Origin of the sequence: Pseudomonas sp. GR 6-02 (assembly GCF_001655615.1) — a bacterium.
Classification (GTDB): domain Bacteria; phylum Pseudomonadota; class Gammaproteobacteria; order Pseudomonadales; family Pseudomonadaceae; genus Aquipseudomonas.
Window position 1 is genome coordinate 2304815 of the sequence record NZ_CP011567.1, and the last position, 25177, is coordinate 2329991.

General features: G+C 60.0%; 23 protein-coding genes. 11 read left to right on the top strand and 12 right to left on the bottom strand.

What is annotated here, in order from left to right:
* The first annotated feature begins 118 nt into the window (after nt 1-118).
* From PGR6_RS10275 to PGR6_RS10285, 3 genes are all read left to right on the top strand, one after another.
* Nucleotides 119-4771 (top strand): RHS repeat-associated core domain-containing protein, encoded by a 4653-nt coding sequence (locus PGR6_RS10275; RefSeq protein ID WP_156523282.1) that lies wholly within the window; start codon nt 119-121, stop codon nt 4769-4771.
* A complete protein-coding gene (locus PGR6_RS10280; protein ID WP_064617008.1) occupies nt 4768-5151 on the top strand; it encodes a hypothetical protein in 384 nt (127 codons plus the stop codon). Before PGR6_RS10275 ends, PGR6_RS10280 begins: the two co-directional genes overlap by 4 nt.
* A 348-nt stretch (nt 5152-5499) precedes the next feature.
* The gene (locus tag PGR6_RS10285; RefSeq protein ID WP_028941042.1) at nt 5500-5823 is read left to right on the top strand and encodes a hypothetical protein; all 324 of its coding nucleotides are present in this window, start codon (nt 5500-5502) and stop codon (nt 5821-5823) included.
* A 202-nt stretch (nt 5824-6025) separates the two neighbouring features.
* On the opposite strand, the gene PGR6_RS10290 is transcribed toward PGR6_RS10285, so the two are convergent.
* Both PGR6_RS10290 and PGR6_RS10295 read right to left on the bottom strand, forming a co-directional pair.
* The gene (locus PGR6_RS10290; protein WP_064617009.1) at nt 6026-7336 is read right to left on the bottom strand and encodes an ATP-binding protein; all 1311 of its coding nucleotides are present in this window, start codon (nt 7334-7336) and stop codon (nt 6026-6028) included.
* Nucleotides 7333-8073 (bottom strand): response regulator, encoded by a 741-nt coding sequence (locus PGR6_RS10295; RefSeq protein WP_026286577.1) that lies wholly within the window; start codon nt 8071-8073, stop codon nt 7333-7335. The genes PGR6_RS10290 and PGR6_RS10295 overlap by 4 nt, the downstream gene beginning before the upstream one ends.
* 317 nt (nt 8074-8390) lie before the next feature.
* Between PGR6_RS10295 and PGR6_RS10300 the strand changes: the two genes are divergently transcribed.
* The 3 genes from PGR6_RS10300 (at nt 8391) to PGR6_RS10310 (ending at nt 10230) form a co-directional block, all read left to right on the top strand.
* Nucleotides 8391-8654 (top strand): DUF2790 domain-containing protein, encoded by a 264-nt coding sequence (locus PGR6_RS10300; RefSeq protein ID WP_019649304.1) that lies wholly within the window; start codon nt 8391-8393, stop codon nt 8652-8654.
* 50 nt (nt 8655-8704) lie between these two features.
* Nucleotides 8705-8935, top strand: coding sequence for a hypothetical protein (locus PGR6_RS10305; protein ID WP_064617010.1), 231 nt, complete (start codon nt 8705-8707; stop codon nt 8933-8935).
* Nucleotides 8936-9021: 86 nt separating this feature from the next.
* Nucleotides 9022-10230 carry a cytochrome c biogenesis protein DipZ gene (locus PGR6_RS10310; protein WP_064617011.1) on the top strand — a complete coding sequence of 403 codons (1209 nt, stop codon included), beginning with the start codon at nt 9022-9024 and terminating at the stop codon, nt 10228-10230.
* A gap of 17 nt (nt 10231-10247) precedes the next feature.
* On the opposite strand, the gene PGR6_RS10315 is transcribed toward PGR6_RS10310, so the two are convergent.
* Nucleotides 10248-10706, bottom strand: a complete 459-nt coding sequence (locus PGR6_RS10315; protein WP_018928053.1) for a GNAT family N-acetyltransferase — start codon at nt 10704-10706, stop codon at nt 10248-10250.
* Nucleotides 10707-10938: 232 nt separating this feature from the next.
* Between PGR6_RS10315 and PGR6_RS10320 the strand changes: the two genes are divergently transcribed.
* Nucleotides 10939-11211, top strand: a complete 273-nt coding sequence (locus PGR6_RS10320) for a DUF4242 domain-containing protein (protein WP_018928052.1) — start codon at nt 10939-10941, stop codon at nt 11209-11211.
* Between the two features lie 37 nt (nt 11212-11248).
* Nucleotides 11249-12061: a class I SAM-dependent methyltransferase gene (locus PGR6_RS10325; protein ID WP_064617012.1), complete on the top strand. Its 813-nt coding sequence runs from the start codon at nt 11249-11251 to the stop codon at nt 12059-12061.
* Between the two features lie 143 nt (nt 12062-12204).
* On the opposite strand, the gene PGR6_RS10330 is transcribed toward PGR6_RS10325, so the two are convergent.
* Both PGR6_RS10330 and PGR6_RS10335 read right to left on the bottom strand, forming a co-directional pair.
* Nucleotides 12205-13131 (bottom strand): universal stress protein, encoded by a 927-nt coding sequence (locus PGR6_RS10330; RefSeq protein WP_064617013.1) that lies wholly within the window; start codon nt 13129-13131, stop codon nt 12205-12207.
* 92 nt (nt 13132-13223) lie between these two features.
* A complete protein-coding gene (locus PGR6_RS10335) occupies nt 13224-14147 on the bottom strand; it encodes a LysR substrate-binding domain-containing protein (RefSeq protein ID WP_018928049.1) in 924 nt (307 codons plus the stop codon).
* A 234-nt stretch (nt 14148-14381) separates the two neighbouring features.
* Here PGR6_RS10335 and PGR6_RS10340 point away from each other — a divergent pair, with 234 nt between their 5' ends.
* Both PGR6_RS10340 and PGR6_RS10345 read left to right on the top strand, forming a co-directional pair.
* On the top strand, nt 14382-15674 hold the full coding sequence (locus PGR6_RS10340; protein ID WP_064617014.1) for a dicarboxylate/amino acid:cation symporter: 1293 nt from the start codon (nt 14382-14384) through the stop codon (nt 15672-15674).
* 11 nt (nt 15675-15685) lie between these two features.
* A complete protein-coding gene (locus PGR6_RS10345) occupies nt 15686-17185 on the top strand; it encodes an amino acid racemase (RefSeq protein WP_064617015.1) in 1500 nt (499 codons plus the stop codon).
* Here PGR6_RS10345 and PGR6_RS10350 read toward each other — a convergent pair.
* The 3 genes from PGR6_RS10350 to PGR6_RS10360 all read right to left on the bottom strand — a co-directional run bounded on the left by PGR6_RS10350 (nt 17182) and on the right by PGR6_RS10360 (nt 18865).
* The gene (locus PGR6_RS10350) at nt 17182-17568 is read right to left on the bottom strand and encodes a DUF488 domain-containing protein (RefSeq protein ID WP_064617016.1); all 387 of its coding nucleotides are present in this window, start codon (nt 17566-17568) and stop codon (nt 17182-17184) included. The two genes, PGR6_RS10345 and PGR6_RS10350, sit on opposite strands and share 4 nt — an antisense overlap.
* Nucleotides 17569-17579: 11 nt before the next feature.
* Complete coding sequence (gene pcsA, locus PGR6_RS10355) at nt 17580-18302, bottom strand: phosphatidylcholine synthase (RefSeq protein WP_018928045.1); 723 nt, start codon at nt 18300-18302, stop codon at nt 17580-17582.
* Between the two features lie 197 nt (nt 18303-18499).
* Nucleotides 18500-18865: a VOC family protein gene (locus tag PGR6_RS10360; RefSeq protein ID WP_064617017.1), complete on the bottom strand. Its 366-nt coding sequence runs from the start codon at nt 18863-18865 to the stop codon at nt 18500-18502.
* Nucleotides 18866-19028: 163 nt separating this feature from the next.
* Here PGR6_RS10360 and PGR6_RS10365 point away from each other — a divergent pair, with 163 nt between their 5' ends.
* Nucleotides 19029-19748 carry a tellurite resistance TerB family protein gene (locus PGR6_RS10365; protein WP_064617018.1) on the top strand — a complete coding sequence of 240 codons (720 nt, stop codon included), beginning with the start codon at nt 19029-19031 and terminating at the stop codon, nt 19746-19748.
* Nucleotides 19749-19869: 121 nt separating this feature from the next.
* Here PGR6_RS10365 and hglS read toward each other — a convergent pair whose 3' ends face one another.
* From hglS to glcD, 4 genes are all read right to left on the bottom strand, one after another.
* Nucleotides 19870-21261: a 2-oxoadipate dioxygenase/decarboxylase HglS gene (gene hglS, locus PGR6_RS10370; protein ID WP_064617019.1), complete on the bottom strand. Its 1392-nt coding sequence runs from the start codon at nt 21259-21261 to the stop codon at nt 19870-19872.
* 130 nt (nt 21262-21391) lie between these two features.
* A complete protein-coding gene (gene glcF / locus PGR6_RS10375) occupies nt 21392-22609 on the bottom strand; it encodes a glycolate oxidase subunit GlcF (RefSeq protein WP_064617020.1) in 1218 nt (405 codons plus the stop codon).
* Nucleotide 22610: 1 nt separating this feature from the next.
* Entirely contained in the window at nt 22611-23660 is a 1050-nt protein-coding gene (gene glcE / locus PGR6_RS10380; protein WP_064617021.1) for a glycolate oxidase subunit GlcE, read from the bottom strand.
* Entirely contained in the window at nt 23660-25159 is a 1500-nt protein-coding gene (gene glcD, locus PGR6_RS10385) for a glycolate oxidase subunit GlcD (RefSeq protein ID WP_064617022.1), read from the bottom strand. Before glcD ends, glcE begins: the two co-directional genes overlap by 1 nt.
* Nucleotides 25160-25177 lie beyond the last annotated feature (18 nt).

The following is a 25177-nucleotide window of genomic DNA, read 5'->3' on the forward strand; positions in this document are numbered from 1 at the left end:
TTTCCCGACTTCATTCCTGATCGATCCCCCGCAAAGTCCCCGCGCCTAATTTTCTGCGCAAGGGATTGCTTATGTTCGACTCCTTTTCTCCCGTCACTGCCTACTTTCCGGTGCGTTGATGGAGCACATCGCCCGTATCGAGCAGGAGCTAGACCGTTTTCCGGACTCCCTGACGCTCTACCGCAAACAGCTTAAGCATTGGTTCAACCAAACGGCGGACATGGCCAGCCGTGCCGCTGATTTGCCGTCGCTGATGGACATGGAACGCAAAATCAAACTGGGCGATACCAGTAAGTCCGTCAGCAGCAGCGATGACTATTTTTTCTCCAGCGTTGCGCAGTGTCCCGACGGCGGAATTCTGCAGATCGAGAGCAAGTTCGAGTCGGTTTACGACGTTCCGTTGGGGAATATTCAGGTCGATGTCATTGCGGTGGATGGCGGTAAGTCGACGCCTGTGACGCTCAATGAACGTGGCAAGGGAGAGTTCACCGGTACACCCGGCAAGTTCTACCGCGTTCATGTTCACAACGAAGTCACCCCGGATCAGGTACATAAGCTGTTTTCCTCGTACGACGGCCTGACGAAGGAGCTCGACAGCTGGCTGCGTGATGAATGGCAGACGTTCAAACCGAAGTGGTCGGAATCGTCTTCGGTTGCTGTAGGCAATGGAATGCTCGCGGGAAGTTGGGCGGCAATTGAAGGAGTGTGGGACGGCATTGGCCTGCTTTCGGACATTCTCAAGGATCCGGCGAAGTTTGGAGAGCGGTTGGGCGAAAGCGCCGCAGAGCTGGAGAAGCTCGCCAAAGCCGCACCGGATGTCATGGAAAAAGCCCAGTTGCTAGTCAGTGACGAAGCGGCGCTGTTTCTGCTGGTGCGCTGCGCCAGCCTCTGGCTGGACATGCTGCCACCCAGCGAAATTGCCGGCAAAACCGCCGAAGCGGTGTCGATGGTGGTGGTGCAGCTGCTGATCGATATCCTGATTGGCCTCGTCCTGACGTTCGCCGGGGCGGGCGCCGGCATCGCCTATCTGACGATGCGTTTGGCTGATCGAGCTGCGCAGTTGATCAGTGCCGTTGTGCGTCTCGTGAAGGCGATTTTCACGATCATCAATAACTTCATCGGCTATGTCGACCGCTACAAAAAAGTCGCCGCCCGTGGCATTGCGGCGGGCCTGAAAAAAGGCCGGATGCAACTGCGCTGGGATGCCAAACGCAACACCACACTGAAAAAAAACGAACACCACGACGACTCCCCGGATCAGGCGAAAAACCCCAACGGCGACAGCGCCACCTGTGCACCGTCGACCTGCAAAAATGGCTGCCCAGTGTCGATGGTCACCGGCGAAGAACTGCTGACCCTCACCGACGGTGCGCTGGACGGCATCCTGCCGTTCGACTTCACCCGACTCTATCGCACCAGCGCCGCCGAGATCGACTGCGGCCTCGGCTTTGGCTGGAGTCATTCGCTCGCCCATCGGCTGGAAATCGACGGCGACCAGGTCATCTGGATCGACCACGAAAACCGCCGCACCACGTTCCCGCTGCCGAGCAGCGAACGCCCGGCGATCCACAACAGCCTGTCGCGCGCGGCGATTTACCTCGGCGATGACCCCGAGGAACTGATCCTCGCCCAGGCCGGTGATGAAGTGCGGTTCTACCACTTTTACAACGGTCGACTGACGGCCATCAGCGACGCGTACGACAACCGATTGCGCATCACCCGCGACCGCCAGGAACGCATCCAGCGCCTCGACAACGGTGCCGGCCGTGCCTTGCTGTTGCGCTACGACCGCGCCCACCTGATTGCCGTCGACTACCAATGTTTCCGCCCGGCCCAGGCCCTCGCCGAGGCGTGGCACACCGAACAAACCTTAGTCAGTTACCACTACGACGAACGCGATCAACTGATCGAAGCGAGCAACGCCGCCGGCGAAAGCGAGCGTTACGACTACGACGACCAGCACGTAATTTTGCAGCGGCAACTGGCCGGTGGCGCAAGTTTCTTCTGGGAGTGGGAACGGTCTGGCAAGGCGGCCAGATGTATTCGCCACTGGGCGTCGTTTGCGCAGATGGACACGCGCTATGTCTGGGATGACCAGGGCAGCGTCACGGTCCGGAACATCGACGGCAGTGAAGAGGTTTACGTCCACGATGATCGAGCGCGGCTGGTGCGTAAGGTCGAGCTGGATGGTGGCGAACAGCTCAAGGCCTACGACGAGCAGGGTCGGCTGATTGCCGAGCAGGATCCGCTGGGCGCTGTCACCGAATACCGTTACGACGACGTCGGACGATTGGTGGCGCTGATTCCGCCGCAAGACGAACCGACGTCCTACGAGTATCGCAACGGTTTCTTGCACGCGCGCTATCGCGGCAAAGCGGTGTGGACCTACCGGCGCAATGCCCAGGGCGATGTCACCGAGGCGACCGATCCGGACGGTCAGGTCACCCATTACCACTACGACGAACAAGGCCGGCTGCTGTCGATCCGCTACCCGGACACCAGTCGCCATGTGTTTGTCTGGAATGCCCTAGGGCAGTTGCTTGAGGAAACGCTGCCGGACGGTGGTCAGCGAGCGTTTTCCTACGATGCGCTGGGGCGGCAGACGACTCGTCAGGACGAGCACGGTGCGGTTACCCAGTACCAATGGGACGCTGTTGGCCGACTGATCCAGACGACATTGCCTACCGGTGCCACTCGCGCCTTCAGCTACAACGCCTACGGCAAGATCACCGCTGAACGGGATGAACTGGGCCGCGTCACCCACTACGAATACGTCGACGATTTGCACCTGGTCAGCCGCCGGATCAACCCCGACGGCACCCAGCTCCAGTACCGCTATGACAATGCGCAGCTGCTGCTCACGGAAATCGAAAACGAATCCGGCGAACACTATCGGCTGGACTACACACCCAACGGCTTGATCCGACAGGAAACCGGTTTCGACGGCCGCCGCACCGCCTACGTCTACGACCTCAACGGCCATCTGCTGGAGAAAACCGAATTCGGCGATGACGGCTCGCAGCTGGTTACCGGGTACGAGCGGGATGCGGAAGGACGGCTGTTAGTCAAAACCTTGCCCGACGGCATCCAGGTCCAATACCGCTACGACAGCCTCGGTCGACTGGTCAGCGTCGACGACGGCCACGACCATCCGCTGGAATTCGAATACGACCAGCAGGACCGGCTGATCACCGAGCATCAGGGCTGGGGCACGCTGCGTTATGCCTACGACGCCTGCGGCCAACTTAACCGCCTGCGCCTGCCGGATGGCAGCAAGCTCGACTACCACCACGCCAAGGGTGGTGCGCTGACGGCTATCGACCTTAATGGCACACGTCTTACAAACCACACGTACAAATCCGGTCGAGAACTACAGCGCCAGCAAGGCCTGCTGCTCAGCGAATATGCCTACGACGAACAGGGCCGGCTAAAGGCCCACGCCGTCAGTCAACAGCAAAAAAGCCTGTACCGCCGCGACTATGCCTACAGCCTCAACGGCAATCTCGACCACATCGCCGACACCCGCCACGGCCAGCGCAGTTACCAGTACGACCCGCTCAACCGGCTGACCCGCGTCCGCCACACCCGCGACGACCCACCGGAAAGCTTCGCCCACGACCCCGCCGGCAACCTGCTGATGCAGGACCGCCCCGGCCCGACGACCGTCAAAGGCAATCGCCTGCTGATGCAAGGCGACCGCCATTACGACTACGACGCCTTCGGCAACCTGATCCGCGAACGCCGTGGCACCGCGCAAAAACTCGTCACCGAATACCGCTACGACTGCCAGCATCGGCTGGTCGGCGTCACGTTGCCGGATGGAAGTTGCGCGAGCTATCGCTACGATGCCTTCGGCCGCCGCATCGCCAAAACCGTCGACGGCCAAACTACCGAGTTCTTCTGGCAGGGCGACCAAGTCGTCGCTGAAAGCAGCAAAGAGCACTACCGCAGCTACGTCTACGAGCCGGGCAACTTCCGCCCGTTGGCCATGCTCGACGGCAAAGGCCCGAAAAAGGCCTGCCCGTTCTACTACCAGCTCGATCACCTGGGCACACCGCAGGAACTGACGGATTTCGGTGGCGAGATTGTCTGGTCGGCGAAGTACAACGCCTACGGCAAGCTCACGCATCAGGCACTCGGTGGAGGCGAGCAGCTCGAGCAACCACTGCGTTTCCAGGGGCAGTATTTCGACGCCGAGAGTGGTCTGCACTACAACCGGCATCGGTACTATGATCCGCAGGTGGGGCGGTATCTGACGCCGGATCCGATCAAGCTAGCCGGTGGGCTGAACCAGTACCAGTACACGCCGAATCCGACGGGGTGGGTTGATCCGTTGGGGTTGAGTACCTGTCCCGATGGAGATAAATGTAGGAAACCGTCTATCGGTGGGCAAGAACCTTCGGGCAAGGCGGCAGCGACTGACGGAGAACCTCAAATACCAGAGGTGTCTCGGAATACGCCCCAGGCGGGATATCACAAAGAAACCTATGCTAATAAGCCAGTTAAACCGCAGGATGCCACTAATAAATGGGAAGAGTTTTTAGGTGATGGTCCGTACACACATAGTCATCCCCGAACGAGGAGTCCGGATCCTGACAGATTGGTGTCGGCAGATGGGAAAAGAAGTATCCGCTATGGAGCTCATGAAATGGGAGGCAACCCGAGTAAGCATCATTACCATGAGGAAAAGTGGATACTCGAACTAAAGGAAAATGTGATGAATGTTGAAAGCACCGTAGTCCGAGTTCCATTGCCGAAGAAACCAAAATGAATGTGACCATAAATAAAATGATTCTCATAAAAAATGAGAATTTTGTGGAATTTTCAACCGTACTCGGCTCGGCGATAGCAGCTTGGAATGCCGGAACACCAAAATTAGGCGAGCTTTATGATGTCGAGTTAGAAGTTATGGAGGAGGTTATTTGGGGGGTGAATGCTCATCGCGCGTTGAAAGATGTGTATTCGATTGAAGTAGTAAACGGCTTTATAAATTTGACAGGAAGAATAATGTCTATTGATGCGGATGGAGTTGCGGCTGTCGATTTAGACGGATCAGTCGTGCTTCTTGAGGTAGTTGGATTCACTGGGGATATTCCAGTATTTGTAGATCTGGAATTTAAGAAAATTACCTTATTTCCCACCGGTGTCTGAATAGATCATTTCTTACGGAGGTGCGAAATTTCTGGGCAAAGTCGTCGGAAGTTTCCTTCAAGTTGTAGCGGTTTCCATGAACTGGTGCGCAGCGCGCCTCATCGATAGTCTTTGGGAGGTCACTGCAAATTCAGTGACAGGGCGTGGAAGCCCTTCTATCGTTAGGCGCATCAAGCGCCACCAGTTCGGCGTTTTTTATCGTCTGTGTTTCATGGTGGCTGTGCGCGGGGCGCTTTCGAGTGCGCCGGGTGCCTAACGTCCCGGTCTTCCACACCTGCGTACAGCCGCCACCTATTCGTGTGGAAGTGATTTCTGGCGGCTTCAATCCATACGTTAGGACTTAAATCAATGAAGACGCTTACACCCGATCCACCCTACGAAAAACCAATCCCCCACCCCGAAAACCGCTTCATGGCCCTCACCGGCAACTGCACCGACATGCCCACCCTGTTCGTCGATACCCACGCGCCGATCGATGTTTTGTATGACACTGCCAGCTATCGAATTCGCGCAGTCACTCAGGTGCTTGAGAACATGTCGATGCGCGGTTCAGTCGAGTGCGAATCCTTCATTCTCAGTGACTTTGCCTTGCTCTGCGCTATTCCGTTACGGGATGGGTGCGATGTGCTGGATGTCATTGGACGGCGGTTGCGGGCTCGGCCTTCGGAATAATGTCGAGTGGCTTTTGTGGCGAGGGAGCTTGCTCCCGTTCGGCTGCGCAGCAGTCGTAAACCGAATTCTGCGGTGTGTCTGGCTAATCCGTGGTGTAGGTTTTGGGGCTGCTGCGCAGCCCAGCGGGAGCAAGCTCCCTCGCCACAAGGGCCTGACTGCACACAATCCCCCAAACACCACACTTACATTGGATGGGTGGTGTTTATTGGGGCTTCGGTAACCTGAGCTCCGCACACAACCCACCATCCACGCGATTGCTCAAGGTCAGCGCCCCGCCAATCGCCAGCGCCAATTGCTGGGCAATCGCCAACCCCAACCCGGTCCCGCCGGTGCTGCGATTACGCGAATTCTCCACGCGGTAGAACGGCTGCATCACCTGGGCCAATTGCTCTTCGGCAATCCCCGGCCCTCGGTCCATGACCTTCACCGACAAGCTGCCGTCCGCCTTCGTTTCCACCCACAACTCAGCCGCGCCAGCGAATTTCAGCGCGTTGTCTACCAGGTTAACCAGCACTCGCCGCAAGGCATGGGGCCGGGTGTCGATGACTGCGGCGCTTTTGCCGCCCAGCTGCACGTCTTTGCCCATGTCCTGATAGTCGAACACCAGGCTGTCGAGGAACGAATCCAGATCGGTGCGGCGACTTTCCTCGGTGGCGCCATGGATGCTGCGGGCGTAGGCCACGCCTTCGCGCACCAGGTGTTCCATCTCGCCGAGGTCATTCCACAGTTTGTCTTTTTCGCTGGAGTCGTCCATGAATTCGGCACGCAGTTTCATGCGCGTGATCGGGGTTTGCAGGTCGTGGGAAATCGCCGCCAACAGTTGCATGCGCTCCTTGAGATACGCCGCGATACGCGCTTGCATCGCATTGAACGCCCTGGCGGCGTAGGCGACTTCGGTCGGGCCTTTTTCGTCGAGGTGCACGGCGTGGGTGTTGGGGTCGAGGGTTTCCACGGCTTGGGCGAGGCGGGTGAGCGGGCGGATGGCGATTCTCACGGCCAGCCAGGTGCAGGCGATCAGCAGCGCCAGTTGTCCCAGTAATACCGCCGGTAACCACGGGGACAAAGGCACCATCGCGGGGCGCACGTCGATCGTGACGGGGCTGCCGTCCTTCAATTTCAGGTGGGCCTGGAAGTGTTTCTTCGGGCCGGGGATGTCGGTAAAAGTCAGCGGATATTCATGGCCGATGGCGTCCTGAATCGAGGGGACGGCAATCGGCACATCGCTGGGCGCCATCGGTGTGCCGGGCGAACCTTCATTCAGCAGATAACCATAGTTGGTGCGTTCCAGGCGCTGCAGCCAGCTCGCTCGTTCGTTGGCAGGCAAGCGGTCGAGGATGGCGAGGGAGGTCGAAACGTCGGTTTCCAGATTGCCCAACATCGTATTTTTCGCACTTTCATAACGCTCGTAGTACTGCGCGCCAAAGGACAGCGCCTGGGCGAGGATCAGGCCGATCAGGAAAATCAGCGACAGCCGCGAGGCCAGCGTGCGGGGCCAGTGCAGCGCAAGGTTCATGACGGCGCACCGAGCACTTCCACCGGCAGGGAAAACACATAGCCTTCGCTGCGTACGGTCTTGATGTAGGCCGGTTCCCTGGCATCGTCCAGCAGGCGCTGACGCAAGCGGCTGACCAGCAAATCGATGGAGCGGTCAAACAGGTCGGCGTCGCGACCTTGAGTCAGGTTCAGCAACTGGTCGCGATTGAGCACCCGCTGAGGATGATCGAGGAACACCCGCAGCAAACGGTATTCCGCGCCGCTGAGGGCGACCATGGTGCCGTCCTGATCCAGCAGATGCCGGGCCGAGGTGTCCAGGCGCCAGCGACCGAACGCCAGCAGGCGACCGCTTTCGGTGATCACCAGATTCGGCGGCAGCATCCGCGTACGGCGCAGCACGGCGTTGATCCGGGCGAGCAGTTCACGGGCGGCGAACGGTTTGACCAGGTAGTCGTCGGCGCCCATTTCCAGGCCGATGATGCGGTCGGTTTCATCGTTGCGCGCGGTGAGCATCAGCACCGGCGTGGCCTTGTGTTTGCCGGCGCGCAGCTCACGGCAGAGCAGCAGGCCATCGTCGCCCGGCATCATGATGTCGAGCACGATCAGGTCCACCGGCGTGGTCTCCAGAAACGCGCGCATCTGCCGTCCATCCGCCACCACGGTGGTGCGCAGGCCGTTCTTCTTCAGGTAATTGCCTACCAGTTCCCGGATCTCGCGGTCATCGTCCACGATGAGAATGTGATCGACGTGTTCCATGGTCGCCATGCCTCTTGAGTAGGAGTTTTCGCGCAGTCTACCGAGTCAAGGCTCGCTCGCCCGCAGCGGTTTGTATTGCAGTGTATCTGGCCTGTCGGCGGATACACGGGGACGCAAAAACAGCCGGTTTCAGGGGTTTTGTATCGCTGTGTATCGCCGGCCGGTGCTGATACATAGCAATTTACTCGCGCCTGTTCCAGACACAGACGGGATACCTCGCGGGCTTCTAATGGCTTCCATCGAGGCGAACCCAAACCGCCTCGGCCCCATCAACGATTTGGCAACGATTGACCCATTGAAGCCCCGAGGAAACCACCATGAATACCAAAGCCGTCTACGCCGCCTGCCTGTTTGCCGCCCTGAACATCTGCACCTTGTCGGCCCGGGCCGAAGCCAATGTCACCCCGCAAACCTACACCTATGGCACGCACCTGGACATCCAGAAAGTGCTGTCGATGAAAGAGGACGCCACGCCTTCCTGCGGGATTGTGAATGCGCGGATGACCTACCTGGATTCCCAAGGCAAAACCCAGGCCCTTGATTACCGCAAATTCGCTGACAACTGCAACGAAGACAACTGAGTCCTTTGCTCACCCGTTATCAATCCCTTTTTTGAAACAGGAATAATTCCATGAACAACGCCACCCGCTTTTTGACCGCCATCGTCTTTTCCATAGCCGGCGTCGCCGCTCATGCCAACGCGGCTGTTGAACAGAGCAGCTGTGTCAGCAGCACCTGCTTCCAACTGACGCCGCTGGTGGCTGAGGATGGTTCCAGCCGCACACCGCAGGGGCAATTGGTTGCAGAGAACGGTTACAGCCGGACGCCACAGGGCCAGCAGTTGGAAAACCAGATGGCTTGAAGCCAGGCACTGTTCTGATGAACTCAACTCCCAGTGTGGGAGCAGGCTCGCTCCCACATGGGACTCGTATATTCAAGGTGATCCCCATGTTTCTCATCGCATTCCTGGGCGGCATTTTGACCGTCCTCAGCCCCTGCATCCTCCCGGTCGTGCCGTTTCTGTTTGCCGGTGTTAAACGCACACGCACCTCGATCCTGCTCACCCTCGGTGGCATGGCCCTGACCTTCGCCCTGATCTCCAGCCTGGCCGTGGTCAGCAGCGATTGGGTGATACAAGCCAACAACACCGGCCGCCATGTGGCGCTGATCGTGATGGTGCTGTTTGCGCTGTCGCTGATCTCCGCGCGCATCGGCGGCTGGCTGGCGCGGCCGTTCGTGTTGCTGGGCAATCGCCTCGACCCCAACACTCGCAAAATGTCCGGCCCGCTGGGCTCGGTGATGATCGGCGTCGCCACCGGCCTGCTCTGGGCACCGTGTGCCGGGCCGATCCTCGGTGTGATCCTCTCCGGCGCGATGCTGCAAGGCGCCAACGCTCAGACCAGTCTGCTGCTGGTGGCGTATGGCCTGGGCAGCGCGTTGTCACTGGGCACCTTGATCTTCGCCGGTCGCGGCCTGGTCAATCGCTTGAAACCGTCGATTCCGGTCACCGGTTGGCTGCGTCGCGGCGCGGGTGCCGGGGTGTTGGTCGCGGCGGCGGTCATCGCCACCGGAACCGATAACAGGCTGCTCGCCGGCACTTCGTCCGAAGGCGTCACGACCGTTGAACAGCAGGTGCTGGAAACCGTACCGAAAGTGGTCGATTACCTGGTCAGCAAGGTCAAGGCCGACCCGATGGACGCGGCCAAAGGTGCGATGCCGTCACTCTCCGGCGCGGTCGAATGGCTCAACTCGCCAGCGCTGAGCAACGACTCCCTGCGCGGCAAGGTGGTGCTGGTGGATTTCTGGACCTATGACTGCATCAACTGCCAGCACACCTTGCCCTACGTGAAGGACTGGGCGAAAAAATATGAAAAGGACGGCCTGGTGGTGGTCGGCGTGCACACCCCGGAATACGGTTACGAACGCATCCTCGACAACGTTCGCGATCAGGTGAAAAAACTCGGTATCACCTACCCGGTGGCGATCGACAATAACTACGCGATCTGGCGCGCCTTCGACAACCAATACTGGCCGGCTCACTACCTGATCGATGCCAAGGGGCAGGTGCGTTACAGCCACTTTGGCGAGGGTCGCTACGAGACTCAGGAGCAGATGATCCGGCAGCTGTTGGAAGAGGCCAAGGCGCCTGCCGCGTGACCTTTCCAATCAATGGCTCACAGGTTGCGCACCATGAGCCATTGGTCGTTTTCCCAGGCCTGAAAACGCTCCAGCACTGTCCATCCGCGTCTGGCGTAGTAATCGCTTTGGTCCCGGGTGTGCAAATAGATCTTCGCCACGCCACGTTCCCTGGCCTGCGCGCATATCCCTTCAATCAAACGCTCCGCCAATCCTTTTCCCCTTGCTTGGGGTGTGACGAACACACAAGCCAGCCAAGGACCCAGGTCAGGCCGGTGAGCCAGGTCGGCGGCGGCCAGTGCCGCACCACCCAGCAGGCGGTCTTCATCCAGGGCGATCAAACATTGCCATGTGCCGTCGAATTGGCCGTCAGCGAATTCCCGTTGCCACTGAGGCAAGGGCTGGTCGGCGTATTCATAGTGGAATTGTTGGTGAATCCATGAAGCAAAGATGTCGCTGTGGTGCATGTGGTGAGCGAGCCAGTCCAGGCGAGGCATGGGGGAATCCTTTCAAAAGACGGTGGCCCATAAGAGCTGATTCATGGCGCATCGGCAATCCCGTGGGCCGGGTGTTAATCCTGCGTTACAAACGCATGACCATGCATCGGAGACCGGCGCATTTCGTGAGTCTGCCGGACGACCGGGCAGGACGGATACCTGTCCGGGAGCTTTAGTTTGTGGACGGGGTCACTTGCGACCCTGCCATCACCATCATGAAAGGGAGAGGGTTATGCCTAAGTTCATTATTGAACGCGAGCTTCCAGGAGCTGGCGCACTGCCGCCGCAGGAACTCAAAGCGATCTCGCAAAAATCCTGCGATGTGTTGCGTGGATTGGGGCCGCAAGTGCAATGGCAGCAGAGTTACGTCACGGGCGACAAGATTTATTGCGTGTACATCGCGCCGAGCGAGGAGCTCATCAGGGAGCATGCCAAACAAGGTGGTTTTCCGATCAACAGCGTTTCCCGAGTTGTGAACATCATCGATCCCACCACGGCGGAGTAAGCCGGGACGCGTTCCAACCCGCAGCGGAGCAGACTTCATGAGCACACCCATTGATCTCACCGCCCTGAAAAACCGTCAGATGACTGCGTGGGCCAGCGGCGACTACGCCGTGATCGGCACCACCCTACAGATCGTCGGCGAGCTATTGGCCGAAGCCTGTGACTTGCTCTGTGATGAGCGGGTGCTGGACGTCGCTGCGGGCAACGGTAATGCCACGCTTGCCGCTGCGCGCCGGGGCTGTAAGGTCACGTCCACCGACTATGTGGCCAAGTTGCTTGAGCGTGGCGAAGACCGGGCACGGGCGGAACACCTGAACGTGACCTTTCAGGTGGCCGATGCCGAGGCGCTACCTTTCGAGGATGCCAGTTTCGATGCCGTGCTCTCGACCTTTGGGGTGATGTTTACCCCGGATCAACCCAAGGCGGCTGCGGAACTGGCGCGGGTGTGTCGTCCGGGAGGCCGGATTGGCCTTGCCAACTGGACGCCCGAGGGCTTTGTCGGCCAGATGTTCAAGGTCCTGGGGCGCCACATGCCGCCACCCGTAGGGGCTCAACCACCTTCAAACTGGGGCTCCGAAGCGTGGTTGCACTCGCACTTCGATCAGCGCGACTTCGTGCTTCAGGTGACACGACGCTTATTCAACTTCCGCTATCGTTCGGCCGCCCATTTCATCGACACCTTCCGCACCTGGTATGGCCCGGTTCACAAGGCTTTTGCGACCCTGCCACCCGAAGGGTCCGCCGCCCTGGAACACGACCTGACGGAACTGCTCAAGCGCCTGAACCGAGCGGGAGAGCGGTCGCTGGTGGTGCCAAGCGAATACCTGGAGGTGGTGATCACCCGGCGTTGAACCGGGAACGGAGCGACGAAAATCCTGTAGGAGCGAGGCTTGCCCGCGAAGAACGATGACGCGTAATACCTGAAAAACCGCGGTGCATTCTTCGCGGGCAAGCCTCGCTCCTACAGGTTCTGTGCCTTAACTTAATGGCATTGTCACTCATCCAGTGATTCGGTATACACCACCCACACGCTGCATGGCATTTTGTACAGCACATGCTCCACCGTGCTGCCGATCAACCGGCCCATGCCGCGATGGCCGATCCGGCCCATGACGATCACATCCACATCATGGGTCTCGGTGTAGTGGGTCAGTACCTTGGTGGGGTTGCCCATGATCATGTGACGCTGCTCCGGCGCGATGCCGTTGCGCGCGGCCAGTTCGTTGAACGCATCCTCCTGGAGGTCGAACAGGGTCTTGATCTGGCCTGAAGAGAAAAGCGCCGAACCGTTATAGAAGTTGAACTCATCCGCGCTGATGGCTGAAAGGTCACAGGCGTAGACCACATCGAGCTCGGCATTGCAGGCGCTCGCCAGTTTCGATGCTTCGTGAAGGATTCTGTCGTTGAAGCTTTTGTAGTGATCGTCGCGATGAAGCGGGTCGACCGCGGCTACGATCTTGCGCGGCAACGCGCGAGTGGCATGGCTGACGAAATGCAGCGGCACCGGGCATTCGCGCAGCAAATGCACGTCGAGGGGCGTAAACACCAGTCGCGACAGCCGCGATTGATGCTCCAGCGCCTTGATCAGCACGTCCATCGGCTGCTCTTTGAGGTGAATCAGGATTTCCTCCAGCGGATGCTCGACCCAGGCCACCTCGGTGGTGACGTGTACACCGATCTTGCGCAAGGGATGGGCCTGTTCCTCAAGCCACTGGCGGTGACGCTCGACGTAGCCCAGGCGCATCTGTTCCAGGGCTTTTTCGTTGACCAGGCTGGCGGTCGCCAGACCTTCCAGATAGTCGAAGGCCACGATGTGCAGGGCTGCCCCCTCGGCCTTGGCCAGCATCGCGGCCCGGTCGAAGGCGGGGCTGTGTTCCATCAGCGGTGAAGCGACCAGCATGAAGCGTGATTCACCAGACATGACAAACCTCCCGTGGGTAAGCGAGCAGACGGTGGTCGTTCAATACATCTCAATCCTTTCATTATTGACCATGATCAACCCCTCGTCCGGTTCTAATGTGGGAGCGGGTTTGCTCGCGATGCGGTCTCAAGCGTCTTCCAAAGCTCGCGCATCGTCGGGTTCTGATTGGCGATCGAACAATACGAACGAATCTCCAGCCGGGTCTTCCATTCATCGCCGCCGGCCAGCACCAATTGCCCTCGCTCCAGCTCATCGGTCACGGCGCTCAGGGGCAGCCAGGCAACGCCGTAGCCCTCGATCGCCATTCTCATCAGCAACATGGCCATGTCCGCCTCAAAGCAACGATCAAGCACGCAAGCAGTCGGTGCATTCTTGATGACGATATCGGCCACGCGACCCAAAAAAGTGGTCGCGGTATAGGCCAGGTGCGGCACTGGCTTGGCGGCCGTCCCCGGCAGCCGATGCAACGGTTTGCCGTTATTGTCCGGCGCGCACAGTGGAACGAACGAATCATGCCCCAGGGTCAAGCTGCCGAACTTCTCGGGGTCGAGCTGGATCGGGGCGAGGGGATGGTGGTAGACGATCATCAAATCGCAGCTGCCTTCCTCCAGCGCAATCACCGCATCGTGGATGTTCGCAGCCACCACGCGAGCATTGAAGGGCTCATTCTGCTGTTGAAACTGGGTGAGCCATTTAGGCAGGAAGGTCATTGAAAGACTGTGCCCGGCGGTGACCTGAATCGAGCGCCCCGGCATTCGTTCGCCTTCGCGAAGGGCCAGGCGCAATTGCAGCAACGCCGACAGCGCCTCGCGGCCCTCTTCACAGAAGCTGCGGCCCGCTTGAGTCAGCTGGACAGGATAAGTGCCGCGATCCACCAGTTCGGCGCCCACCCATTCTTCAAGTGAACGAATCCGCCGGGACAACGCGGACTGCGTGACGCAACGCACTTCCGCCGCTCGGGAAAAGTTCTTCCATTCGGCAATCGCCAGAAGATCGTCCAACCATTTGGTTTGCATGCTGGCACCTCATTGCGTCTCTGGCGAAGAGTTTACTGCGGTGCGATGGCGCCATTGAGGGAATTTCGCAAACTATTCCAAAAACGCATCAGCCTATGGTGATTACTCATCATCCGGCGTGAATGGCGTCCTTAGAATCGGTGCCACAACCCCGCTGCCGCAGAACATCGGGGCACTTCAATCTTGTCTCCTGCCAAGTAAAAAGACCTACAAAACCACTTGAGGAAATGCACCGTGAAAAGAAACAGACTACCCCGCCAGATTGCGATGGCTATCGCCTTGGGCGTCCTTGCAGGTTGGGCCTGCCATCATTTCGCAGCGGATGAGAAAGCCGCCCGGGAGATCGCCTCCTACTTCTCGATGGTGACGGACATTTTCCTGCGGTTGATCAAGATGATCATCGCGCCTTTGGTGTTCGCCACACTGGTCGGTGGTATTGCCAGCATGGGTAATTCCCGATCCGTAGGGCGGATCGGCGCGAGGGCGATGATCTGGTTCGTGTCGGCCTCAATCATTTCGCTGTTCATTGGCATGTTGCTGGTGAATGTGTTCCAGCCAGGCGCGGGTCTGGATCTGCAGGTGACTCAAGGCGCAGCGGCGCCGGCCGTTGTCAGCACGGGTGACTTCAGCCTCAAGGTATTCATCAGTCACGTGTTCCCTCGAAGCATCGCAGAAGCCATGGCCAACAATGAGATTCTGCAAATTGTAGTGTTCTCTTTGTTTTTCGGCTTTGCGCTGGCAGGCATCAAGCGCGCTGGCTATACGAAGATCACCGACAGCATTGAAGAACTGGGCAAGGTGATGTTCAAGATCACTGACTATGTCATGGCGTTTGCGCCAGTCGGTGTCTTTGCCGCCATCGCTTCGGCCATCACCACCCAAGGTCTCGGCTTGCTGGTCGATTATGGAAAACTGATTGCCGAGTTCTACCTGGGCATTGTGATTCTATGGGGCGTGTTGTTCGCTGCCGGCTACCTGTTTCTGGGGCGTTCAGTCTTTACCCTGGGCAAGTTGATCCGCGAGCCCATTCTGCTGGCATTCTCGACAGCCAGTAGTGAGTCCGCCTATCCAAAAACCATGGAAGCCCTGGAGAAGTTCGGCGCACCCAAGCGGGTATCCAGCTTCGTACTGCCACTGGGGTACTCATTCAACCTCGACGGCTCGATGATGTATCAAGCCTTCGCCATTATGTTTATCGCTCAGGCCTACAACATTGATTTGAGCTTTACGCAGCAGCTGCTGATCTTGCTGACGCTGATGATTACCAGCAAGGGCATGGCGGGTGTTGCCCGGGCTTCGGTGGTGGTCGTGGCGGCGACGTTGCCCATGTTCAATCTGCCAGAGGCTGGCATTTTGCTGATCATCGGTATTGATCAGTTCCTCGATATGGCCAGGACGGCCACCAATGTGGTGGGCAACAGCATCGCAACAGCCGTGATCGCTAAATCCGAGCCTCTCGAAGAGCCGGACGACGTGCCGCAAACCGAGGTGTCCCCACTGCCTGTTCGCTCTGTAGCCACCGTCTGAGCGCTATCACCATGAAAACGAAATCGAAGCCATCCCGTGAGTCTTCATTGGTACACAAACTGGGCATCGTCGGCGGGCTTGGCTCACTGGCCGGCGGCGATCTTTTCTATAAGTTGGTGAAGTCCAGGGCGGTACTGGAGGATCAAGGCCGCTATCACTTCCTGTTCGAGCAGCACCCGTTCAAAGATGTGCTGATGCCGTTGGATCGGGGCGCGAGCATGACCTCCAGAAAGTTCTATGTTTTCCAGGTCTGTCAGACTTTCGAGGCCAGCGGGGTCAGCGCGATCGTACTGCCGTGTTTTGCCAGTCACACTTTCCGCGAAGAGATACAGGAGGAGATAGGCATACCGGTTCTGGACATGATGGCCGCATTGCGCAGGCACATCGACCATGTTGTTGAACCCGGCACGGTATTGGGCATTCTCGCCTCAGACTATGTTCGTCACGCCGGTTTGTTCGAACGCTACTTCGGCTCCGACTTCAAACTCGTTTATCCAGGTGCCGACGAACAATCGGGGTTGATGGAAGCGATGTATGGCGTCAACGGCATCAAGGATGGCTACCTTGACGGTGTACCGCTGGAATGCGTGTATCAGGCCTGCCTGTCACTTCAGGAGCAGGGGGCCACGATGGTCTTGCCGGGCATGACCGAGCTTTCGTTGGTCTGCGGCGACCTGCAGCGGCGGGGCATCACGGTGTTGGATATCAATGAGATTTATGCCGGCTTCGCGACCCAGCAGAAAGGTCAGTCGAATCGCCCACCCTTCAAGCTTGGGATCGTAGGCGGGGTGGGGCCTGCGGCAACGGTCGATTTCATGGGCAAGGTGGTTGCGCATACACCGGCCGGCCGTGACCAGGAGCACATCAAGATGGTGGTCGAACAAAACCCCCAGATTCCTGATCGCACCGCCAATTTGCTGAATGACGAAACCGATCCGACGATGGCGATGTATGCCACCTGCAAGCGGCTTGAAAGCGCAGGAGCCAATGCGATTGCGATCCCGTGCAACACCGCCCACGCATTCGTCGAGCGCATCCAGGCACACTTGCGCGTACCCATTGTGAACATGCTTGCCGAGACGGTAGAGGCCATCGTTCAGCGGTATGGCGCCGGGAAAACAGTGGGGCTGCTGGCGACGTCGGGCACGATCAAGAGTCAGGTCTACCACGAGGCCGCCCGGCGGGCCGGGCTGCACATAATCGCCCCTGGTTTGGATTACCAGGCGTTGGTGATGGATGCGATTTATGGGGCGCTCGGGATCAAGGCCGGGTTCACCGAGGGTCTTTGCAGGGACCAACTCCTGATCGCCGCCGAGCACTTGTGTGAACTGGGCGCCGATGTGCTTATCCTGGGATGTACGGAGTTGCCGCTGGTGTTGCAGCACGGCGAGGCCTTCATGATCAAGGGGCATCAAGTGGCATTGATCGACCCGACGACCATTCTGGCTATGAAGTGTATTCGGCTTGCCGGTGAACATTCGGGCGAGCGATCAAATCTGCATCTTGGCTAAACAATTTTTGCGCCCCGTGCCTCCAGCAACTCCCGTAATACGGAGCGATGGCAGTGCGCTTCGTCTTCGCAATAACACCCCACGGCCAGTGAGGTTTGATGGGAGAGGGCGGCCAGCAGGTCCAGCAGCTGACTGGGCGCGGGATGGTTCATCTCGGCCTTGAACTTGCGCTTGAAGCTCTCCCAGGCTTTGGCATCTTCTGCCGCTTTGGCTTCGGCCACCAGTTCGGGGCTGGGGGACAGCAGCGGTTGCCACACATCATAGAAATCACGGCTGGCGAATTCGGCCTTTGGTACGCCACGGGGCGGGCGGCGTACCGTGCCCAGGCGCAGGCCTTCATTTGCGGTGCGAGGTGAACCGAGTCGCACGATATGGATGGGCATGAATGCAGTGCCTATTTGAGTCGCGAGCCGTCGAACCACTCCAGCGCCGTGCGCCAGATGCAGATCCCCAGGAAGTACGCCGACATCAGCAGCCACAGGCCCATCACCAGTGGATTGATGACCGGATGGTTGAGCACCAGCGACAAGCTGCACAGCAACCAGATGGCCGTCACGGCAATGTTGATCGGCATGAAGCGGCGCACGCGGAACGGGTGCAGGAATTTCATTCGAGTCACGGTCAACAGCGCCAGGCCGATCACGGTGAGCAACGTGATCCACGGCGACGGACCGATGATGTACAGGCACAGCGCAACCACGTTCCACGCAGCGGGGAAGCCCTGGAAGTAGTTGTCCTTGCTCTTCATGTTGACGTTGCAGAAGCAGAACAGCGACGACACCAGAATCAGCGACACGGTCAGCAGCAGGGTGTAGTCCGGCAACGGGATGTAACGGTAGATGAACAGCGCCGGGATAAACACATACGTCAGGTAGTCGATCACCAGGTCGAGGATCGAGCCGTCGAAACTTGGCAGCACCGATTGCACATTGACCTTGCGTGCCAGCGCGCCGTCCAGCCCGTCGACGATCAGCGCCACGCCCAGCCACAGCAGGCAATGGGTGGGCTGGTTCTCCAGCAGGGCGAGGGTCGCGAGGAAAGCAGTGACCACGCCGGTGGCGGTAAAACCATGGGCGCCCCATGCTTTGAGCCTGGCGATGTGTACGGTGGATATCACGGGGGCGTTCTCCAGAAAATGAAGCAAGCCAGTTATCACCCTGCTATTGAGGGCGTCGGCAAACCGGATCGGGTTGCAGGTATCGACCGGATTTTCGGGGATAAGGTTCACCACCTTTGAATCTTAGACGCCGCGCAAAAAAATACCCCGGAAATATCCGGGGTACGTCATGAGCGTTGTATGCCAGTGTTGTCAGCTTAATGAGGAAAGAACACACGCAGCCGATGGTTATCCGGGTCAAGGGCGACGAAGGTGCGACCGAAGTCGAGTTCGGTCGGTGTTTGCAGCATGGTCAGCCCGAGGGCGCTCCACTTGGCAAACAGGGCATCGACCTGTTCGGCAGACTCCACCGGGAACGCCAGCTCGGTCCCGCCGCCCGTTACAGTCGTTGCAGGTTCGGCGGTATGCCGCGACCAGAGCCCCAGTTTATAGCCGTCGTCCAGGACAAACAGGGCGAAGGTCGGCGACTCTTCCACGGGCTTGCGCTCCAGCAGAAACTCATAAAACCGTGCACTGACGGCGGGATTGTCCACGAAAAGCAAAATGAAACGGGGAGTGATCATGGGGTTGCTCCATTAGAAGGTGGGCGCAGCATAAAAGGAGGCGCTGTCAGTTTCTGTCAGGAGTGTGAAGGGGCACCTTTTGACGTCAGCCAGACGGAGTTGGCGGTCCGGCGAGGACTATCGTTGCCTGACTTGGTTTCTGCCCATCAATGAGGACGTCGTCATGAACACCAGCGATTTGCTTGAGCAATTACTGCGGGCCGGCCAGGGCTCGTTGTCGCAACAAGGTGGTGCGGCGTCGACTCAAGGCGGCTTGGGCGATTTGGGTGGCTTGCTCGGTGGCCTGTTGGGTGGCAGCGCGGGTGGAGGTGCTGGCGGCGGAGGTCTGGGAGGTTTGCTCGGTGGTCTGTTGGGCGGCGGTTCCCCTTCGGGCGGTTCAAGCCAAACGCGCTCGGGCGGCACCAACTATGCGGCGCTGGCCTCTTTGGGGATGATGGCGTTCCAGGCCTATCAGGCATGGCAACGCAGCCAGGCTTCGGCACCCCAACAGGCGCCGCGTACCGTTGATCTGTTGTCCGGTCCGGAAATCGAAGACCACAGCCATGCCATCCTTCGCGCCTTGATCGCCGCCGCCAAGGCCGACGGCCGTATCGACGACGCCGAGAAACAAATGATCAGCACTGAAATCGGCCGCCATACCGACGACCCGCAACTGCAACAATGGCTCGATGACGAAGTCGCCCGGCCGCTGGATGCCGCCGATGTGGCGCAGTCCGCCCAGGACCCGGGCATGGCCGCCGAGATGTACCTGGCCAGCGTGATGCTGGTGGACGATCAGCAGGATGCCGAGCGCAATTATCTGGACGAACTGGCCGCTGCGCTGAAGATCGATCCAGAGCTGCAACTGCACCTGGAGCAACAGGCCAAGGGCGGTGCGGCTTAAAAGGTCGAAAACGTGCCGTGCCGGCAACGACGCGACGAACGACGGGGCGGCCCCTCCTGCATGAAATACGTATTTCTGCAGGAGCTGCCGCAGGGCTGCGATCTTTTCGCGGCCATAACGCCTAATCGGTAACCTTCAAGCCCAATGCTGCAAAACACTCTTCGATCGATCGCCGCTGCGTCTCGGCATACAAGCCCAACTCATCAATCGTCGGCCGTCCCAGCGCCTTTTCGAACGCCTGTTGGTTCGAATGCACGCCATAGTGGGTTTGCGCCGCGTCCCCCAGGTTCGACTGAAAAATCCCCGCCGCACTGACCGGCAGGAAATCTTCGTACACCAGCGGTTCAACCCGTACATACCCGTCGCGGAGCAAATCCTCCAGCGACGCGTCTTTCAGCCCATCCGCCGCCAGGCCTTTTTCGGTCACGAAGTAGCGAAAGTACGCCAGTTCCTGTTGGCGCATATCCTCAACGGTGTCAGGGAATTCGCCAAAGTGCTGCGTCATTAGCGCGTTGTAGCGTGCGGCATTGGCTTCGTTGGGGAACTCTTTGAGCTCATCCCGGGCAGCGTTGAGCAAACGGTCGTAAAGCGCCCGGCCCTTAGGCGTGAGCGCTGCGCCGCGTTGTTCGATTTCACCGAAGCGGGCGCTGTGGCTGCCACGCATCTCGGCTTGATCGGTAAAAGCGATCGGCTCGTCCAGCGCCTTGAAGCTGGTTTGACGCAGCAGAATCGGGCATTGGCGGCGGGGTGGGCCTTCGATCACCGCTTTGGGGGTAATGCCATGGGCGGGCATTTGTGCCTGGACGATGTCGATGTCCAGGGTGCGTGGTGTCAGGTGATTGATGTGTGGGCCTTTGAACGCCACCACGTCGGCGATCAGTCGATGCTGGGCGCTGAGTTGCTGGTACTGCTCGGCGGTGACGGTGGCGCTGTGGTGCCAGCGGAAGGTTTCCAGGGCTTGTGCGACGAAGTCCTGCGCCTCGTATTCGGTCAGGCCGCCCTGGGTTTCGGCGCGCTCGATGAGCGTCAGCGCGGCCGGGGTGAAGATTGAACGCTGGTCCAGCACTGATTGGGCAAAGGCCCGCAGTTCGGTGTCTTCGATCAGTTCCAGGCGCAGTAGCGAGGTGAACACCCGGAACGGGCTGACCTGCAACGCCGCCTCATGCACGGCACGAAATGCAGTGGAATGCACCGGCACGCCGGCCGGGGTCAGGTCGTAATAGCCCACCGGTTGCATGCCCATCACCGCGAACAGGCGGGCGAGGGTTGCCAGTTCAGTGGCGGTGCCGACGCGGATTGCACCGTGGCGCTCCAGGTCCAGCCGCTGGATTTCCCCGGTGCTGTGCAGCTGGCGGGCGATTTGCGGGTCGCTGTCCAGCACGTGGCGGTTGGTCTGCTCCACCAGTTCCATCAGCGCGCCGTACAGCGGCACTTCTTCGCGGTACATGTCGGACATCGCTTTGGAGAAGCGTTGGCGGATCAGGTCAGGGCTGACGAAATTCGGGTGGCTCATGAAAAAAATTCCTGGCGCAGTGACGTAACGGATGCCGGAAAAGATCGCAGCCTTCGGCGGCGCCGACAAACGAAGTTTCTGACGAACTTCATTCTGCCAAGGACTGTTCTTGCAACGCGGAAGTGTTCGGTTAACGCAGCACTTGGTCCACCAATTCGATCCAGTGCCTGACTGGGGTGCGCCCGGCGCTGTTGAGGTGGCTCTGGCAGCCGATGTTGGCGGTGGCGATGACTTCTGGGTGGCCGCTTTCCAGGGCGTTGAGTTTGTTGTCGCGCAGTTGCCGGGCCAACTCCGGTTGGGTGATCGAATAGGTGCCCGCCGAGCCGCAACACAAATGACTGTCGGGTACAGCTGTGAGATTGAAGCCCAACCGCGTCAACACGGCCTCGACCGCGCCGCCGAGTTTCTGTGCGTGCTGCAAGGTGCAGGGGCAGTGAAAGGCGATCCGTCGGTCGGTGGCGGCGCAAACTCGCTCCAACGGCTCATCGGCCAGCACTTGCACCAGGTCCAGGGCCATTTCGCTGACTCGCCGTGCCTTGGCCGCATAAACCGGGTCGCGCTCCAGCAGATGCCCGTAGTCCTTGATGAATGCGCCGCAGCCGCTGGCGGTTTGCACGATGGCTTCGGCGCCGCTTTCCAGGTACGGCCACCAAGCGTCGATGTTGCGTCGGGCGCGGTCCAGGCCCACAGCTTGGGCGTCGAGGTGATAGTCCAGCGCGCCGCAGCAGCCGGCTTCCAGCGCCGCAATCACACTGATTCCCAGCCGATCCAGCACCCGCGCCGTCGCGGCGTTGGTGTTCGGTGACAGACCGGGTTGTACGCAGCCTTCGAGCATCAACACCTGGCGCGCATGCCGAGGGACCGGGCGTTCGCCCGGAGCAGGGAGGTCGTGGGGTAACTTCGCCTCAACCCCCCGTGGCAGCAACGGCCGGAAAGTGGCGCCGATCTGCAGCAGGGTCTTGAACAGGATCGGGTTTGGCGCCAATGCCCGCAGGCCCTGACGCAACAGCCGTTGACTGGCCGAGCGTGGCACCGCTTGATCGATCACGGCGCGGCCAATGTCCAGCAGGTTGTGATAATCCACCCCGGACGGGCAGGTGGTTTCGCAGTTGCGGCAGGTCAGGCAGCGATCCAGGTGCAATTGGGCCTGGGCCGTGGCGGGGGCGCCTTCGAGCACTTGCTTGATCAGGTAGATGCGCCCACGCGGCCCGTCCAGTTCGTCGCCGAGCAGTTGATAGGTCGGGCATGTAGCGTTGCAAAACCCGCAGTGCACACAGGTGCGCAGGATCTTGTCCGCTTCTTCGGCGCGGGGCAGTTGGCGGGCCTCTTCGCTGAGATTGGTTTGCATCTTACAGCTCCGCGTACATCCGGCCGGGGTTGAACAACCCTTGCGGGTCCAGTTGCGCCTTGAGTTGCCGGTGATAGCGCAGCAGCGCCGGGGCCAGGGGCTGGAAAGGCATTTCTGTGACGCCATGGCTGAAACAGGTGGCATGGCCGCCGTGCTGCTGAGCCAGTGATTGAATGTTATCGGCTGCTGATTTCAACCAGCGTTGCGCGCCACCCCAGTCGATCAACTGCTCGCCGGGCAAGTCCAGTGGCCCGAGGTTATTGGGCAATGACAAGCGCCACAACGGCAGGCCTTCATTGAAAAAGTCTAGTCGTTGTTCGTTCAGGTCAGACCAATAGGCCGAGTCCAACGGTTCGCCACCGAGCCGTTGATGGGCCGCCGCGACCGAGCCTTCGCCGCCTTCCAGGCGCAGGTACAAACGCTGGCCATCGTGGCTGGCGGCGCTGATGGGCAGCGGTTGCTGGCCCCATTGCGCCAGATTGGCCAAGGCGCGGGCGCAGTCGATGTCCAGGCTGATGCTCAGGCATTGCCGGGGTTTGGGCAGCACTTTGAGCGAGACTTCAGTCAGCACGCCGAGGCAGCCGTAACTGCCGACCATCAGGCGCGACAGGTCATAACCGGCGACGTTTTTCATCACTTCGCCGCCAAAGCGCAGGTGAGTGCCCAGACCGCTGATCACCCGCGTACCGAGGACAAAGTCCCGCACCGAGCCGGCCCACGGGCGCCGTGGCCCGGACAGCCCCGCCGCGATCATCCCGCCGACCGTGGCGCCTTCGCCGAACGACGGCGGCTCGCAGGGCAACATTTGCCCCGCGGCATCCAGCGCGGCAAACAGTTCGCTCAGCGGTGTGCCGGCGCGAACGCTGATCACCAGTTCCGTCGGGTCATAGCTGACGATGCCGCAGTGGGCGCGGGTGTCGAGCACTTCGCCGGCCACTTCACGGCCGAGAAAGGCCTTGGTGTTCCCTCCCTGAATGCGCAGCGGCGTGGCGTTTTCCAGCGCCTGCCTGACCTGGTCGAGCAGGGCTTCACTGGCATCGAAATCCGCCATCAGAAACGCTCCAGCTCAGGGAACGGCAGTTTTCCTGCGTGGATGTGCATCGCGCCGAATTCCGCGCAGCGGTGCAGGGTCGGGATGTTCTTACCGGGGTTGAGCAGCCCCTGCGGGTCAAACGCGGCTTTCACCGCGTGAAACAAGGTCAACTCATCACTGTTGAACTGCGCGCACATCTGATTGATTTTCTCCCGGCCCACGCCGTGCTCGCCGGTGATGCTGCCGCCGACTTTCACGCACAGTTCGAGGATCTTGCCGCCGAGGGCTTCGGCCCGTTCCAGTTCGCCGGGCTGGTTGGCGTCGAACAGGATCAGCGGGTGCATGTTGCCGTCGCCGGCGTGGAACACGTTGGCCACCCGCAAGCCATATTCTTGCGCCAGGCTGGCGATGCCCTTGAGTACGCCGGGCAGTTCGCGGCGGGGGATGGTGCCGTCCATGCAGTAGTAATCCGGCGAGAGGCGGCCGATGGCCGGGAAGGCGTTTTTGCGCCCGGCCCAGAACCGCACACGCTCGGCCTCGTCCCGGGCCTGGCGCACCTCGCTGGCGCCGGCCTGTTGCAGCACCTCGCGGACTCGCTCGCAGTCGTCATGGACATCGGCTTCGACGCCGTCCAGTTCGCACAGCAGGATCGCTTCGGCATCCACTGGGTAACCGGCGTGGATGAAATCCTCGGCGGCGCGGATCGCCAGGTTGTCCATCATTTCCAGGCCACCGGGGATGATCCCGGCGGCGATGATCTCGGCCACCGCGCGACCGGCCTTTTCCACGGAATCGAAACTGGCCAGCAGGACTTTGGCGACCTGAGGCTTGGGCAGCAGTTTGACCGTGACTTCGGTGATGATCCCCAGCAAGCCTTCGGAGCCGGTGAACAGCGCCAGCAGGTCAAACCCCGGCGCGTCCAGCGAGTCGGCGCCGAGGGTCAGGTGTTCGCCTTCAAGGGTCAGGATTTCGAGTTTCAGCAGGTTGTGCACGGTCAGGCCGTACTTGAGGCAATGCACGCCACCGGCGTTTTCCGCGACGTTGCCGCCGATGGAACAGGCGATTTGCGAGGACGGGTCCGGTGCGTAATACAACCCGAAGGGCGCCGCTGCCTGGGAAATCGCCAGGTTGCGCACCCCTGGCTGGACCCGTGCGGTGCGGGCGGCGGGGTCGATGTGCAAGATGTTGTTGAATCGCACCATCACCAGCAACACGCCTTTGTCCAGCGGCAGCGCACCGCCGGACAACCCGGTGCCGGCCCCGCGCGCCACCACCGGCACGTTCCGGGCATGGCAGAGCTTGAGCAGTGCCTGCACCTGTTCAAGATGCCGGGGCAGCGCCACCAGCATCGGCGTGGTGCGATAGGCCGAGAGACCGTCGCATTCGTAGGGCTTGAGTTCTTCCTCGCGCCAGAGAATGTCCAGGTCCGGCACCTCCTGTTGCAGGGCCTTGAGCAGCACCGCCTTGTCGACATTGGGCAGGGCGCCGTCGATGCGTTCGTCGTAAAGAATGTTCATCAATCGCGCCTCGTATGA

What these genes read in the sequence shown, in the direction of transcription:
- PGR6_RS10275 (WP_156523282.1), top strand. Translation starts at nt 119, where the DNA reads ATGGAGCACATCGCCCGTATCGAGCAGGAGCTAGACCGTTTTCCGGAC.
- PGR6_RS10280 (WP_064617008.1), top strand. Translation starts at nt 4,768, where the DNA reads ATGAATGTGACCATAAATAAAATGATTCTCATAAAAAATGAGAATTTT.
- PGR6_RS10285 (WP_028941042.1), top strand. Translation starts at nt 5,500, where the DNA reads ATGAAGACGCTTACACCCGATCCACCCTACGAAAAACCAATCCCCCAC.
- PGR6_RS10290 (WP_064617009.1), bottom strand. Translation starts at nt 7,336, where the DNA reads ATGAACCTTGCGCTGCACTGGCCCCGCACGCTGGCCTCGCGGCTGTCG.
- PGR6_RS10295 (WP_026286577.1), bottom strand. Translation starts at nt 8,073, where the DNA reads ATGGAACACGTCGATCACATTCTCATCGTGGACGATGACCGCGAGATC.
- PGR6_RS10300 (WP_019649304.1), top strand. Translation starts at nt 8,391, where the DNA reads ATGAATACCAAAGCCGTCTACGCCGCCTGCCTGTTTGCCGCCCTGAAC.
- PGR6_RS10305 (WP_064617010.1), top strand. Translation starts at nt 8,705, where the DNA reads ATGAACAACGCCACCCGCTTTTTGACCGCCATCGTCTTTTCCATAGCC.
- PGR6_RS10310 (WP_064617011.1), top strand. Translation starts at nt 9,022, where the DNA reads ATGTTTCTCATCGCATTCCTGGGCGGCATTTTGACCGTCCTCAGCCCC.
- PGR6_RS10315 (WP_018928053.1), bottom strand. Translation starts at nt 10,706, where the DNA reads ATGCCTCGCCTGGACTGGCTCGCTCACCACATGCACCACAGCGACATC.
- PGR6_RS10320 (WP_018928052.1), top strand. Translation starts at nt 10,939, where the DNA reads ATGCCTAAGTTCATTATTGAACGCGAGCTTCCAGGAGCTGGCGCACTG.
- PGR6_RS10325 (WP_064617012.1), top strand. Translation starts at nt 11,249, where the DNA reads ATGAGCACACCCATTGATCTCACCGCCCTGAAAAACCGTCAGATGACT.
- PGR6_RS10330 (WP_064617013.1), bottom strand. Translation starts at nt 13,131, where the DNA reads ATGTCTGGTGAATCACGCTTCATGCTGGTCGCTTCACCGCTGATGGAA.
- PGR6_RS10335 (WP_018928049.1), bottom strand. Translation starts at nt 14,147, where the DNA reads ATGCAAACCAAATGGTTGGACGATCTTCTGGCGATTGCCGAATGGAAG.
- PGR6_RS10345 (WP_064617015.1), top strand. Translation starts at nt 15,686, where the DNA reads ATGAAAACGAAATCGAAGCCATCCCGTGAGTCTTCATTGGTACACAAA.
- PGR6_RS10350 (WP_064617016.1), bottom strand. Translation starts at nt 17,568, where the DNA reads ATGCCCATCCATATCGTGCGACTCGGTTCACCTCGCACCGCAAATGAA.
- PGR6_RS10360 (WP_064617017.1), bottom strand. Translation starts at nt 18,865, where the DNA reads ATGATCACTCCCCGTTTCATTTTGCTTTTCGTGGACAATCCCGCCGTC.
- PGR6_RS10365 (WP_064617018.1), top strand. Translation starts at nt 19,029, where the DNA reads ATGAACACCAGCGATTTGCTTGAGCAATTACTGCGGGCCGGCCAGGGC.
- hglS (WP_064617019.1), bottom strand. Translation starts at nt 21,261, where the DNA reads ATGAGCCACCCGAATTTCGTCAGCCCTGACCTGATCCGCCAACGCTTC.
- glcF (WP_064617020.1), bottom strand. Translation starts at nt 22,609, where the DNA reads ATGCAAACCAATCTCAGCGAAGAGGCCCGCCAACTGCCCCGCGCCGAA.
- glcE (WP_064617021.1), bottom strand. Translation starts at nt 23,660, where the DNA reads ATGGCGGATTTCGATGCCAGTGAAGCCCTGCTCGACCAGGTCAGGCAG.
- glcD (WP_064617022.1), bottom strand. Translation starts at nt 25,159, where the DNA reads ATGAACATTCTTTACGACGAACGCATCGACGGCGCCCTGCCCAATGTC.